Annotated in this window: 15 protein-coding genes; all 15 read left to right on the top strand. The window is 64.1% G+C overall.

The features are described from left to right. Positions 1-3 precede the first annotated feature (3 nt). The 15 genes from DKT70_RS00450 (at position 4) to DKT70_RS00380 (ending at position 11,734) form a co-directional block, all read left to right on the top strand. On the top strand, positions 4-234 hold the full coding sequence (locus tag DKT70_RS00450) for a GTA head formation protein, RCAP_rcc01685 family (RefSeq protein WP_072297881.1): 231 nt from the start codon (positions 4-6) through the stop codon (positions 232-234). 3 nt (positions 235-237) lie between these two features. After that, on the top strand, positions 238-765 hold the full coding sequence (locus DKT70_RS00445; RefSeq protein WP_072297880.1) for an HK97 family phage prohead protease: 528 nt from the start codon (positions 238-240) through the stop codon (positions 763-765). Between the two features lie 117 nt (positions 766-882). Further along, positions 883-2,046, top strand: a complete 1,164-nt coding sequence (locus DKT70_RS00440; protein ID WP_111557329.1) for a phage major capsid protein — start codon at positions 883-885, stop codon at positions 2,044-2,046. 199 nt (positions 2,047-2,245) lie between these two features. Next, positions 2,246-2,860, top strand: a complete 615-nt coding sequence (locus DKT70_RS00435; RefSeq protein WP_111557328.1) for a head-tail connector protein — start codon at positions 2,246-2,248, stop codon at positions 2,858-2,860. Next, on the top strand, positions 2,860-3,186 hold the full coding sequence (locus tag DKT70_RS00430) for a head-tail adaptor protein (RefSeq protein ID WP_111557327.1): 327 nt from the start codon (positions 2,860-2,862) through the stop codon (positions 3,184-3,186). The genes DKT70_RS00435 and DKT70_RS00430 overlap by 1 nt, the downstream gene beginning before the upstream one ends. Continuing rightward, positions 3,183-3,599, top strand: coding sequence for a DUF3168 domain-containing protein (locus DKT70_RS00425; protein WP_111557326.1), 417 nt, complete (start codon positions 3,183-3,185; stop codon positions 3,597-3,599). The genes DKT70_RS00430 and DKT70_RS00425 overlap by 4 nt, the downstream gene beginning before the upstream one ends. Before the next feature lie 12 nt (positions 3,600-3,611). Continuing rightward, entirely contained in the window at positions 3,612-4,025 is a 414-nt protein-coding gene (locus tag DKT70_RS00420) for a phage major tail protein, TP901-1 family (protein ID WP_111557325.1), read from the top strand. Then, entirely contained in the window at positions 4,025-4,339 is a 315-nt protein-coding gene (locus tag DKT70_RS00415; protein WP_111557324.1) for a gene transfer agent family protein, read from the top strand. The genes DKT70_RS00420 and DKT70_RS00415 overlap by 1 nt, the downstream gene beginning before the upstream one ends. Beyond that, a complete protein-coding gene (locus tag DKT70_RS00410) occupies positions 4,336-4,581 on the top strand; it encodes a rcc01693 family protein (RefSeq protein ID WP_111557323.1) in 246 nt (81 codons plus the stop codon). Before DKT70_RS00415 ends, DKT70_RS00410 begins: the two co-directional genes overlap by 4 nt. Further along, on the top strand, positions 4,568-5,233 hold the full coding sequence (locus tag DKT70_RS00405) for a phage tail tape measure protein (protein ID WP_407672176.1): 666 nt from the start codon (positions 4,568-4,570) through the stop codon (positions 5,231-5,233). The genes DKT70_RS00410 and DKT70_RS00405 overlap by 14 nt, the downstream gene beginning before the upstream one ends. A 14-nt stretch (positions 5,234-5,247) precedes the next feature. Then, positions 5,248-5,880 carry a DUF2460 domain-containing protein gene (locus DKT70_RS00400; RefSeq protein ID WP_111557321.1) on the top strand — a complete coding sequence of 211 codons (633 nt, stop codon included), beginning with the start codon at positions 5,248-5,250 and terminating at the stop codon, positions 5,878-5,880. Next, on the top strand, positions 5,877-6,710 hold the full coding sequence (locus DKT70_RS00395) for a DUF2163 domain-containing protein (RefSeq protein WP_111557320.1): 834 nt from the start codon (positions 5,877-5,879) through the stop codon (positions 6,708-6,710). The genes DKT70_RS00400 and DKT70_RS00395 overlap by 4 nt, the downstream gene beginning before the upstream one ends. After that, complete coding sequence (locus DKT70_RS00390) at positions 6,703-7,131, top strand: NlpC/P60 family protein (protein ID WP_111557319.1); 429 nt, start codon at positions 6,703-6,705, stop codon at positions 7,129-7,131. The genes DKT70_RS00395 and DKT70_RS00390 overlap by 8 nt, the downstream gene beginning before the upstream one ends. Positions 7,132-7,155: 24 nt before the next feature. Beyond that, complete coding sequence (locus DKT70_RS00385; RefSeq protein WP_111557318.1) at positions 7,156-11,034, top strand: baseplate multidomain protein megatron; 3,879 nt, start codon at positions 7,156-7,158, stop codon at positions 11,032-11,034. Beyond that, complete coding sequence (locus DKT70_RS00380; protein WP_111557317.1) at positions 11,024-11,734, top strand: DUF2793 domain-containing protein; 711 nt, start codon at positions 11,024-11,026, stop codon at positions 11,732-11,734. The genes DKT70_RS00385 and DKT70_RS00380 overlap by 11 nt, the downstream gene beginning before the upstream one ends. The last annotated feature ends 54 nt before the right edge of the window (positions 11,735-11,788 follow it).

Raw genomic sequence — 11,788 nt, 5'->3', positions numbered from 1 at the left:
AGGATGGAGGGGTCGCGTTTCGTCAAGGACGGTCTGTGGCAGGACCAGCGGATCGACGCGCAGGAACGGATCATGGCGCTGCAATTCGGGCAGGTCGAACGTCGGCTGGAGCGGATCGAGGCCATGATCGAAGGGTTGGAACGGCGCCTGTGGATGACCGTCTATGGCGTCGTCGCCGTGATCCTGACGCAGGCCGTCCAGGGGATACTGGATTATGCACCAAGAGGAGGCTGAAGGATGGTTCCGGGGCTGGAAGTGAAATTCGCGGGCGGCGCGCCCGTGCTGTCCGACGGACAGGTGATCGAAGGCTATGCCAGCCTGTTCGGCCTGACCGACCAAGGCGGCGATGCGGTCGCAAAAGGGGCTTTTACGGCCTCTCTGGCGCGGCTGGCGGGCAAGGGGGACAAGGTGCGGATGCTGTGGCAGCACGATCCGACCCGCCCCATCGGTGTCTGGGACGAGATCCGCGAGGATGATGCGGGCCTGTGGGTCAAGGGCCGGCTTCTGCCCGAGGTGGCGCAGGCCCGCGAGGCGGCGGCGCTGATCCAGGCGGGCGCGATCGACGGGCTGTCGATCGGCTATCGCACCATCCGCGCCGAGCGCAGCCAGAAGGGCGCGCGCATCCTGACCGAGGTCGAGCTGTGGGAGGTGTCGCTGGTGACCTTCCCGATGCTGCCCGAGGCCAAGGTGGGGCGCAAGGACGCCGACGATCTGCGCGAGGTCGCAGCATTGTTCACGGCCGCAACGCAGGCGCTGCGCGGCTGACAGGTTTCAGGGATGCGCCCATGACGCGCGTCCCGTTCAGGTTCGGACCAAGACCCCGCTGCGGGTGGGTCCAGCAACAGGGGCGGTCGCCCCGATCATCGTGACGAGGAGAAGACCATGACCGAGGTGAAAGCCGCGGGCGGCGGCGACATGCCTGCCGATCTGCGCGGGGCCATGATGGGGTTCGTGAGCGAACTCAAAGGCTTTCGCGAAGACATTCAGACCAAACTCAATGCACAGGAACACCGTATGACCATGATCGATCGCAAGACTGCACTGCGTGGCCGCGCCCCCCTTTCCGCAACCGCCGAGGTCGAAGTGCCGCATCAGAAGGCGTTCAACGCCTATCTGCGCAGCGGTGACGATGACGGCCTGCGCGGCCTGGTCATCGAGGAGAAGGGCCTGACCGTCGCCAGCGATGGCGGTTTCCTGGCGGCGCCCACTGTCGCCGCATCGGTTCAGCAGGTGCTGCAGGGCGGTGCGTCGCTGCGTCGTCTGGCCAATGTCGTGACCATCGAGAGCGCTGCCTATGAGGTGCTGGTCGACAAGGGCGACATGGGTGCGGGCTGGGCCACGGAAGCGGCGGCGGTCGAAGGTGCCGCGGGTGGGATCGAGCGGATCTCAATTCCGGTCCACGAGCTGTCTGCCATGCCCAAGGCCAGCCAGCGTCTGCTGGATGACGCGGCGTTCGATGTCGAGGGTTGGCTGGCGGAACGCATCGCCGACAAGTTTGCCCGTTCGGAGGCCGCGGCCTTTGTCGCCGGCGATGGCGTCGACAAGCCGCGCGGCTTTTTGGCCTATCCCACGGCGCTGAATGCGGCGGCGACGGACGGCCAGATCGGGACCGTGCTGACCGGCAAGTCGGCCGATTTCGCGCTGACCAACCAGGCCGATTGCCTGATCGACCTAATCTATGCGCTTGGTGCGAAATACCGTGCGAATGCGTCCTTCGTGATGAATTCAAAGACGGCCGCGCGCATCCGCAAGATGAAGGATGCCGATGGCCGCTTCCTGTGGAGCGATGCGCTGAGCGTCGGCCAGGTGCCGCAGCTGCTGGGCTATCCGGTGCTGATCAGCGAGGACATGCCCGACATCGCTGCGAATTCGAAATCGGTAGCGTTCGGTGACTTCCACGCCGCCTATACAATCGTGGAGCGTCCCGACCTGCGCGTGCTGCGTGACCCCTTCAGCGCCAAGCCGCATGTCCTGTTCTATGCCACCAAGCGCGTCGGCGGCGGCGTAACCGATTTCCGCGCTGTCAAGCTGCTGCAGTTCACCTGATCCCCTTGCGGGACAGGTGAGGGGAAGGGGGCGCGCGCGTCGCCGGTCATACCGGTGAAGCAACTGTCCGCGCGTGCTGATGGCTGGCGTGCGGGCGCGTCTCCTTTCTTTCGTGAACCTGGACAAGACGGATCATCCCCCGGCCTGGGGGATGTGTCCTGGTGGATATGTGCGGACGGCAGGACGGGAGGTTCGCAAGATGATGCTGATAGAGGAAACGGCGCCAGCGGCGGAGGCGCTGCCGGTGGCGGCGCTGCGCGGGCATTTGAGGCTTGCCTCGGGCTTTGACGGGCCGGACGATGCCGCCGAGACGGCGGCGCTGACCGGATTTCTGCGCGCCGCGATCGCCACGATCGAGGCGCGGACGGGCAAGGTGCTGCTGAAGCGGCGCTTCCGGATGCAGCTGGACGATTGGCGCGACAGGCTGGGCCAGTCTCTGCCCTTGGCGCCGGTGCATTCGGTTGACAAGATCGAGATCGACGATGGGAACGGTACGATCACCGCGCTGCCCCCGGAAGGGTGGCGGCTGGTGCCCGATGGGCAGAGGCCGGTGATCCTGCCGACGGGGGTCGTGCTGCCACATGTGCCGCGCAGGGGCAGCGTCACCGTCAGCTTCATCGCGGGCTTTGGCGATGCCTGGTCGCAGGTGCCTGCCGATCTGGCGCAGGCGGTGATCCTGCTGGCGGCGCGGTATTATGATGACCGCAGCCAGGACGGCCTGCGCCAAGCACTGCCGTTCGGGGTTAGTGCGCTGATCGAGAAATGGCGCGCGGTGCGCACTTTGGCCGGACGCGGCCATCAGGGGTGGCGCTGATGGCGGTGCCGGATCTGAGAACGCAACTGATGCTTGAGCAGGCCGACCGGGTTGCGGACGGTCTTGGCGGGCATGTTGCGACGTGGCGGCAGCTTGGCATGATTTGGGCGCAGCTGGATGCGGGTTCCGGCCGCGAGGACGGCGCCATCAGCGCGGTGCGCTGGCGCATCACGGTGCGGGCGGCCCCCGTGGGCAACCCGCGTCGGCCCAAGGCGGGACAGCGCTTTCGCCAAGGGGAACGGTTGTTCCTGATCGAAGCCGTTGCAGAGCGTGACGCGCACGGTGCCTTCCTGACCTGCCATGCCCGAGAGGAGAACGCGACATGAGTTATGGTGCGGGCGTCGCCCTTCAGGCGGCGGTTTATCAGCAGCTTCGCAGCCACCCGGCCCTGGCCGACCTGGTCGGCGATGCGATCTTCGATGCGATGCCGGTCGAAGCGCCGAGCGGCGTCCATGTGTCGCTGGGGGCCGAAGATGCGCGCGACGCCAGCGATACCTCGGCGCGCGGATCGCGGCATGATTTCGTCATTTCGGTGATGTCGGGCAGCGATGGTGCGGGCTTTGGTGCCGTCAAGGCGGCGGCGGTGGCCGTGGCCGATGCGCTTGAGGAGGTTCCCTTGCAGCTGTCGCGGGGGCGGCTTGCAGGTTTGTGGTTTCTGCGCGCCTCGGCGCGTCGAGTGAAAAACGGTGCCGCCCGGCGGGTCGATCTGACCTTTCGCGCGCGTATCGATCTGATCTGAGGAGACAGGATCATGGCAGTACAGAATGGACGCGATCTTCTGATCAAGATGGACATGTCGGGTGACGGATCGTTCGAGACGGTGGCGGGCCTGCGTGCCACGCGCCTGTCCTTCAACGCCGAAACCATCGACGTGACCAGCATGGAGAGCGAGGGCGGCTGGCGCGAGCTGCTGGGGGGTGCTGGCGTGCGCAGCGCCTCGGTTTCCGGTTCGGGCGTCTTTCGCGACGAGGCCAGCGACGGTCGTGCGCGGCAGGTCTTCTTCGACGGCGAATTGCCGCAGTTCCAGATCGTCATTCCGGATTTCGGTCAGGTGTCCGGCCCGTTCCAGATCACATCGCTGGAATATGCAGGCACCCATGACGGCGAGGCCACCTATGAGATCTCGATGGCTTCGGCGGGCATGTTGCAGTTCGAGGCGATGTGATGGCCAATCCGATGCGAGGCGAGGTGGAGATCGTGCTGGATGGCCAGCCCCACATCGCACGACTGACCCTTGGTGCGCTGGCCCAGCTTGAAGCCAGGCTCGCGGAGGACAGTTTGGCCGACCTGGTCAGACGTCTTGAGGAAGGGCGCTTTTCAAGTGGCGACATCGTGGCGGTGCTGGTGGCAGGGCTGTGCGGCGGCGGATGGGTCGGCTGCGCCGAGGATCTGCTGGAACAGCAGATCGAGGGCGGGCCGCTGGCTGGAGCCCGCGCCGCCGCCCAACTGATCGCCCTGGCATTTCGGGACGTCGCATGAAGGTCGGCTCGACGCTGGATTGGCCGGGGCTGATGCGCGCCGGAATGCGCGATCTGAGGCTGACGCCGGACCAGTTCTGGCAGCTGACGCCGGCCGAGCTGGCCCTGATGCTGGGCGTCGAACCCGCTCCTGCCCGCATGACGCGCGATCGCTTGGCGGATCTGCTGATGAAATTTCCCGACACGCCCGGCAGGGCGGGCGTGTCGGCGCAACCGGATGGGGTGGCTGATGGCGCTGAATGACGATGTCGGATCTTCGTTGGACCTGCTGGAGGAGGATCTGAGCCGCAACGCCCAGATGACCAGCGAATTTGAAAAGGAACTGGGCCGCCTGCGCCAGTCCATGCTGTTCACCTCGCGCGAGGTGACGACATTGTCTTCGGGCCTTGAACGCGGGCTTGGGCGGGCCATCGATGGATTGGTGCTGGACGGTGGCAAGCTGTCAGACGCGCTGAAAACGGTAGGCCAGTCTTTGGCAGACACCGTCTATTCCATTGCGATGAAACCGGTTGAAACCGCACTGGCGGGTTCGTTGGCCGGTGGCGTGGCGTCGATCATGGGGAATGGCAGCTTTGGCCAAGCCATCACGCCCTTCGCCAAGGGGGGCGCCTTTTCCCAAGGTCGAACCACGGCGGTCGGTGGGATAGCCAGTGCGCCCACCGCGTTTCCCATGCGGGGCGGGACCGGCCTGATGGGTGAAGCTGGTCCCGAGGCGATCATGCCCCTGCAGCGCGGCGCGGATGGCAAACTGGGTGTCGCCGCAGCGGGCGGAGGAGGTGGGGTCAACGTGACGTTCAACATCCAGACGCCCGACGTCGCGGGCTTCAAGCGGAGCCAGTCGCAGATCGCCGCCCAGATGTCGCGCGTTCTTGCACGCGGCGACCGCAACAGCTGAAACGAGGTAGCATCATGGCATTTCATGAGGTGAGATTTCCCGCGGGCCTGTCCTTCGGCGCCATCGGCGGCCCGGAAAGGCGGACCGAGATCGTGTCCATGGCCAATGGTTTCGAGCAGCGCAATACGCCCTGGGTCCATGCCCGCCGTCGTTTTGACGCGGGCATGGGCCTGCGGTCCCTGGACGATCTGAGTGCCGTCATCGCGTTCTTTGAAGCGCGCGCAGGTCAATTGCACGGGTTTCGCTGGAAGGATTGGTCGGATCATAAAAGCTGCCTTCCCTCGGTTGCGCCGGTGTTCAGCGATCAGGTCATTGCCACGGGTGATGGGCAGACCCGCCGGTTCCAGCTGACCAAAGAGTATCGTTCGGGCGACACGGTCTATCGCAGGCCGATTGCCAAGCCAGTGTTGAACACGGTCCGTGCGGGCATCGGCGGCGTCGAGGTCTTCATCGGGACCAATTATGAGGTTGATCATGCCTCTGGCATCATCACCTTCGGTGCGGCGCCCGAAACCGGAGCGGAAATTACGGCAGGGTATGAATTTGACGTGCCGGTGCGGTTCGATACGGACCGGATCGCGGTTTCGGTCGCGTCGTTCCAGGCGGGACAGGTGCCCGACATTCCGGTGATCGAGGTGCGGCTATGACCACGACAACAATCGCGCGGGCCTGGTCCGTTCGACGCAGCGATGGCATGACCCTTGGGTTTACGGACCATGACGCGCCCTTGGCCTTTGGCGGCATAACCTATCGCCCGGATATGGGTTTGACCGCACAGGCCATCGCGCAGGCCACCGGACTTGGGGTGGACAACACCGAGGTTTCGGGCGCGCTGGACGATGATGCGATCACCGAACGTGATCTGATGGCGGGTCGTTGGGACGATGCGCAGTTGCAGATGTGGAATGTGGACTGGTCCGATCTGACGCAACGGACCTTGGTCTTCAAGGGGACCTTGGGCGAGGTGACGCGCGTCAACGGCGCATTCCGGGCCGAACTGCGCGGCCTGGCCGACCGGTTGAATGCTCCACAGGGCCGGGTCTATCACCCCCGCTGTGCGGCGCGTCTTGGCGACGATTCTTGCAAGGTGGATCTGGACAGCGAGGTGATGGCCGCGCAGTTGACGGTGGCCGAGGTAAAGGACGCGCGGATCTTTACGTTCAAGGATTTCCCGCGCTTTGCCGGCGACTGGTTCGAACATGGACGGCTGTTGATCCTGGACGGATCAGCCGAGGGACTGCACGGCATCGTCAAGAATGATACCGCGCACGAGGACGGCAGCCGGACGATCGAATTGTGGTCGGGACTTTCTGTTCCTCCCGTGCCGGGTGATGGGCTTAGGCTGGTCGCGGGATGCAACAAGGCTGCTGCGACCTGCAGGCTGAAGTTCAACAATTTCCTGAACTTTCGAGGCTTTCCGCATCTGCCGCCCGAGGATTGGCTGATGGCGCCGCAGGCGGGTGCGCGCCATGGATGATGCGATTGTCGCGGCGGCGCGCGAATGGCTGGGCACGCCCTATGTCCATCAGGCCAGCGTCAAGGGATGCGGCGCCGACTGCCTGGGGTTGATCCGGGGTGTGTGGCGACAGCTTTACGGGTCCGAGCCGGAAGCGACGCCAGCCTACACCGCCGATTGGGCCGAATGCGGACAGACCGAGGTATTGCACGACGCGGCGATGCGCCATCTGGTGCCTGTCACACCCCAGTATGACTGGCGGATCGGTCAGGTCCTGCTGTTTCGCATGCGTCAGGGTGCCATCGCAAAGCATCTGGGCATCCTGTCCGTCACAGGAGCCGAGGCGCGCTTTTTGCACGCTTATACTTATCACGGGGTGATCGAAAGCCCGCTGACACGGCCTTGGCAGTCAAGGGTCGCCGCGCGCTTTCGTTTTCCCTGAGCATTTCCACTAAAGGAGGCCCTTATGGCCACGATTGTCCTGTCAGCGGTCGGTGCATCGCTTGGCGCGGGTTTTGGCGGTGCCGTTCTTGGGCTGTCGGGTGCAGTTCTGGGCCGCGCGGCGGGTGCCTTGGCCGGTCGTGTCATCGATCAACGTTTGTTGGGCGGAGGGTCCAAGGCCGTCGAGACCGGGCGCATCGACCGTCTGCGTATCCAGACCGCGGGAGAGGGCATTGCGATCCCGCGCGTCTGGGGCCAGATGCGACTTCCCGGACATGTCATCTGGGCCTCGCCGTTGGAGGAGGTCACGCGTTCGGAAAGCGGTGGCGGCAAGGGCGCACCCAAGCCGCAGGTCACGCAGATCAGCTATCGACTTTCGCTGGCATTGGCGTTGTGCGAGGGACCCATCCTTAGCGTCGGGCGGGTTTGGGCCGATGGCGAGGAGATTGCAGCCGACGATCTGAACATGCGCGTCTATGGCGGTGATGAAGGGCAGATGCCCGATCCGGTCATCGCCGCCCATGAAGGCGATGAGGCGCCTGCCTATCGCGGCGTTGCCTATGTGGTGCTGGAAAATCTGTCGCTGGAACGCTGGGGCAACCGCATGCCGCAGTTGAGCTTCGAGGTGACATGTCCGGCGCGTGACGGATCGGGCCTGTGCCGGGACGTGCGGGCTGTCGCGATGATTCCCGGGACGGGGGAATACTCGCTGGCGACGACCCCTGTTTCGACCGGCGAAGATCTGGGAGAGAGCCGCAGTTTCAACGTGAATACGCCGATGGGGGGGACCGATTTTTCGGCTTCACTGGATGTCTTGGGTCGTGAACTTCCGAATGTGGGTTCGGTGTCCATGGTCGTATCCTGGTTTGGCAGCGATCTGCGGATCGGACATTGCACGGTCCAGCCAAAGGTCGAGTTCAGGGAAGTCGATGGCGACGAGATGCCGTGGCACGCAGGCGGCATTGGTCGCGCGGCCGCGCAGGAGGTCGCGCGCAAGGAAGGACGCCCCATCTATGGCGGGACGCCCGCCGACCGGGCCGTGATCGAAGGACTGCGTGCGCTGTCTGCGACGGGACGAAAGGCGATCTTTTATCCGTTCATCCTGATGGAGCAGCTTGCCGGCAATAACTTGCCGGATCCCTATGGCGATGGAGAACAGCCAGTCATGCCATGGCGTGGCCGCGTGACCACAAGCGTTGCCCCGGGCCTGCCGGGTACTTCGGACATGACCCAGGCTGCTGTCGACGAAGTGGCGCAATTCTTTGGCCAGGCTAAGATCGATGATTTTCACCGCCTTGGTGACAGCGTCATCTACGGTGGCCCCGAGGAATGGTCCTATCGCCGTTTTATCCTGCATTATGCGCATCTGTGCGCGGTTGCTGGAAATACCGACGCCTTCCTGATCGGGTCCGAGATGGTTGCCATGACCCGCATCCGGGGCCCGCAGAACAGTTACCCAGCCGTCGAGGCGCTGCGTCGGTTGGCGGCCGATGTTCGGGAGGTCCTGGGTCCGGGTGTCAAGATCGGCTATGCGTCGGATTGGTCCGAATATTTCGGACATCATCCAGGCGATGGCGAGCTGTTCTTTCATCTGGACCCGCTTTGGGCCGACCCGAATATCGACTTCATCGGCATCGACAACTACATGCCGCTGTCGGACTGGCGCGATGGCGACGATCACCTGGATGCGCATTGGGGGCGGATCGACAACATCGACTATCTCAAGGCGAATGTCGCGGGTGGTGAGGGCTACGACTGGTACTATGCGAGCGATGCAGACCGCGATGCGCAGATCAGGACGCCGATCACCGATGGCACTTATGACGAGTCTTGGGTTTGGCGTTACAAGGATCTGGCGGGGTGGTGGCAGAACCTGCACTATGACCGTCCGCAGGGTGTGCGACAGCGGCAGGCCACGGCATGGGTGCCGGGGTCCAAACCGATCTGGTTCACCGAACTGGGCTGCGCGGCGCTGAACAAGGCGACCAATCAGCCCAACAAGTTCCTGGATGCCATGAGCTCGGAGAGCATGCTGCCGCATTATTCGAACGGGGTTCGCGACGATGCGATACAGGCGGCTTATGTCGAAGCATCGATGGGATTTTGGAATGATCCGGCCAACAACCCGCGCAATTCCGACGGCATGGCGATGCTGGATACCAACAGGGCGCATGTCTGGTGCTGGGACGCGCGACCTTATCCGGCATTCCCGGGGCGGGACGATCTGTGGTCCGACGGCCCGGCTTGGGATCGGGGGCACTGGCTGAATGGCCGTGCAGGCGCTGTCACCCTGAGGGCGGTGGTTCGCGATCTGTGTCGTCTTGCTAATGTTGAGGATGTCGATGTCAGCGAGATTTCGGGGGTGGTCCGGGGCTATGTCCTGCAAGGCAGCGAATCCGCCCGTGCCGCGCTGCAGCCCCTGATGCTGGCCCATGGCTTCGATGTGGTCGAGCGGGATGGCAAACTGAAATTCATGGCGCGCGACGGACTTGCGAAGGCACGGATCGGTACCAACGAGCTTGCCATTGCGGATGACATTTCGGGATTTGAGACGACGCGCTTGGCCGATAGCGCCATGACAGGTCGGATCAGGCTGAGCCACGTTGCGGCTGGCGGAGACTATTCGGTGGCGACTGCGGAATCCGCCTTGGCGGATGATGCCCGGCAAGCCGTTTCCGATAGCGAATTCGCCATGTCCCTGACCCGACCCGAAGGTCAGGCCATAGCAGATCGCTGGATTGCCGAGGCCGAAGTGGCGCGGGATACGGCGCGCTTTGCCCTGCCGCCGTCAATGGCGGATTTGGGTCCGGGCGACGTAATCCTGTCCAGCATACCCGGCCAAGAGGTCCTGCGCTGGCGCATTGACCGCGTTGAACGGGCAGGGGTGATGACTGTCGATGCTGTGCGGGTCGACCTGGGGGTTTACTCTCCGCGCCTGAGTTATCAGGAGCAGGGGGGGATTGGTCGCTACTCGCCACCGACACCGGTGCATCCCATCTTTCTGGATCTGCCGCTGTTGCGCGGAGACGAGGTCCCGCACGCACCCCATTTGGCGGTTGCAGCCTATCCCTGGCCCGGAACGGTCGCGGCCTATGCCTCGGTCGATGACGAGGGTGGGTTCGATACCAACCTGTTGCTAAACCGCCGTTCGCTGATCGGGCGGACATTGACACCCTTGGCGCGGGCGCGTCCGGGCGTCATCGACAGGGGGGCGCCGCTGCAACTGCGGTTGACCAACGATCCGCTTCGGTCCGTGACCGAACGCGCGCTGCTGTCTGGGGCGAATGCGCTGGCGATCGGTGACGGCACGATCGACGGATGGGAAGTCATGCAATTCGCCAAGGCAGAGCTGATTGCCCCCAATATCTGGCAGATCAGCAAGCGGCTTCGGGGGCAGGCGGGTACCGACGCGATCATGCCCGATATCTGGCCAGCAGGAAGCCTGGTGGTTCTTTTGGACGGTTCGCCCAAACAGGTCGATCTGCCCCCTTCGGCGCGTGGACAAGAGCGTTTCTGGCGGATCGGGCCGGCGCTTCGCAGTCCGGACGATGCCAGCTATCGCAGTCTTGCGACGGTCGCGCCGGGTGTCGGCCTGCGCCCATATTCGCCCTGCCATCTTCGGATGGAGGGGCGGCACCTGTCATGGATCAGGCGTGGCCGAGTTGAGAGTGATGGATGGGATGGTTCGGACATCCCTCTGGGCGAGGAGACCGAGAGCTACCTTCTGCAGCTAGAGCAGGAGGGGCGTCTGTTCTTTGAGACGCAGACATCCGGCCCGCATCTGACATTGCCGGATCTGGCATGGGTCCAGATCAAACCTGGACGGCTCACCGTCCGGGTCTGCCAGTTGTCGCGCACCTTCGGTCGCGGCCCTTTTGCAAGGAGAGATTTCGATGTCCAATGAAACCGCGCGTCTTCAGATGTCGCTGCTGCAACCGGCCCAAGCCCAGAAACACGTGACCGTCAACGAGGCGCTGATGCGGCTTGACGGTCTTGTGAATATGGTTTTGCAAAGCACGTCAGTCGCCATGCCGCCTGAGGTTGCGTTGGACGGCCAGTGCTGGGGGGTTCCGCAGAGCCCAGTGGGGGACTGGGCGGGGCATGCGGGGCAGGTGGCGGTCGCGACGAACGGGGGATGGGTCTTCGTGCCCGCCGCACGGGGTATGCAGGCCTTCGTCGCGGATCGGGGAGTGACGGCCATCTGTGATGGCAGCCATTGGGTCGCGGGTGCGCAAAGCCTTGGCACGTTCGGGTCCGGATTGATGTCCGGAATGGCCGAGGCCGAGTTCGACGTGACAACCGGGGCGTCGATGATCACCGATGTGTTCATCCCGGCGGGCGCCATGGTCATTGGTGCCGTTGCGCGCGTCGTGGAGCCGATCACGGGGACCTTGACCAGCTGGCGGATCGGGACGAATGGCGCGACCAACCGATTTGGCCAGAACCTTGGCAAGGATGCAGGGTCTTGGGCAAGGGGGATGCTTGGAAGCCCCATGACATATTACCAACCCGAGCCTTTGACGATCTCGGCCGAGGGAGGCACCTTTGCAGGCGGCCGCATCAGGCTGTCCGTGCACTGGTGGGAGCTGCGTCTGCCTCTCTGACCAGCTTGGGTCCGCCCGGCTTTTCCCTGTCGCAAATCTGGTTTATGACTTGAA

The sequence above is a fragment of the Paracoccus sediminilitoris genome, from assembly GCF_003259195.1.
GTDB lineage: Bacteria > Pseudomonadota > Alphaproteobacteria > Rhodobacterales > Rhodobacteraceae > Paracoccus > Paracoccus sediminilitoris.
Note: the sequence above shows the minus strand (reverse complement) of the source record. Positions and strands in the feature narration are given on the sequence as shown.

What these genes read in the sequence shown, in the direction of transcription:
- DKT70_RS00450 (WP_072297881.1), top strand. Translation starts at nt 4, where the DNA reads ATGGAGGGGTCGCGTTTCGTCAAGGACGGTCTGTGGCAGGACCAGCGG.
- DKT70_RS00435 (WP_111557328.1), top strand. Translation starts at nt 2,246, where the DNA reads ATGATGCTGATAGAGGAAACGGCGCCAGCGGCGGAGGCGCTGCCGGTG.
- DKT70_RS00390 (WP_111557319.1), top strand. Translation starts at nt 6,703, where the DNA reads ATGGATGATGCGATTGTCGCGGCGGCGCGCGAATGGCTGGGCACGCCC.
- DKT70_RS00425 (WP_111557326.1), top strand. Translation starts at nt 3,183, where the DNA reads ATGAGTTATGGTGCGGGCGTCGCCCTTCAGGCGGCGGTTTATCAGCAG.
- DKT70_RS00445 (WP_072297880.1), top strand. Translation starts at nt 238, where the DNA reads ATGGTTCCGGGGCTGGAAGTGAAATTCGCGGGCGGCGCGCCCGTGCTG.
- DKT70_RS00380 (WP_111557317.1), top strand. Translation starts at nt 11,024, where the DNA reads ATGTCCAATGAAACCGCGCGTCTTCAGATGTCGCTGCTGCAACCGGCC.
- DKT70_RS00430 (WP_111557327.1), top strand. Translation starts at nt 2,860, where the DNA reads ATGGCGGTGCCGGATCTGAGAACGCAACTGATGCTTGAGCAGGCCGAC.
- DKT70_RS00395 (WP_111557320.1), top strand. Translation starts at nt 5,877, where the DNA reads ATGACCACGACAACAATCGCGCGGGCCTGGTCCGTTCGACGCAGCGAT.
- DKT70_RS00400 (WP_111557321.1), top strand. Translation starts at nt 5,248, where the DNA reads ATGGCATTTCATGAGGTGAGATTTCCCGCGGGCCTGTCCTTCGGCGCC.
- DKT70_RS00385 (WP_111557318.1), top strand. Translation starts at nt 7,156, where the DNA reads ATGGCCACGATTGTCCTGTCAGCGGTCGGTGCATCGCTTGGCGCGGGT.
- DKT70_RS00410 (WP_111557323.1), top strand. Translation starts at nt 4,336, where the DNA reads ATGAAGGTCGGCTCGACGCTGGATTGGCCGGGGCTGATGCGCGCCGGA.
- DKT70_RS00415 (WP_111557324.1), top strand. Translation starts at nt 4,025, where the DNA reads ATGGCCAATCCGATGCGAGGCGAGGTGGAGATCGTGCTGGATGGCCAG.
- DKT70_RS00440 (WP_111557329.1), top strand. Translation starts at nt 883, where the DNA reads ATGACCGAGGTGAAAGCCGCGGGCGGCGGCGACATGCCTGCCGATCTG.
- DKT70_RS00420 (WP_111557325.1), top strand. Translation starts at nt 3,612, where the DNA reads ATGGCAGTACAGAATGGACGCGATCTTCTGATCAAGATGGACATGTCG.
- DKT70_RS00405 (WP_407672176.1), top strand. Translation starts at nt 4,568, where the DNA reads ATGGCGCTGAATGACGATGTCGGATCTTCGTTGGACCTGCTGGAGGAG.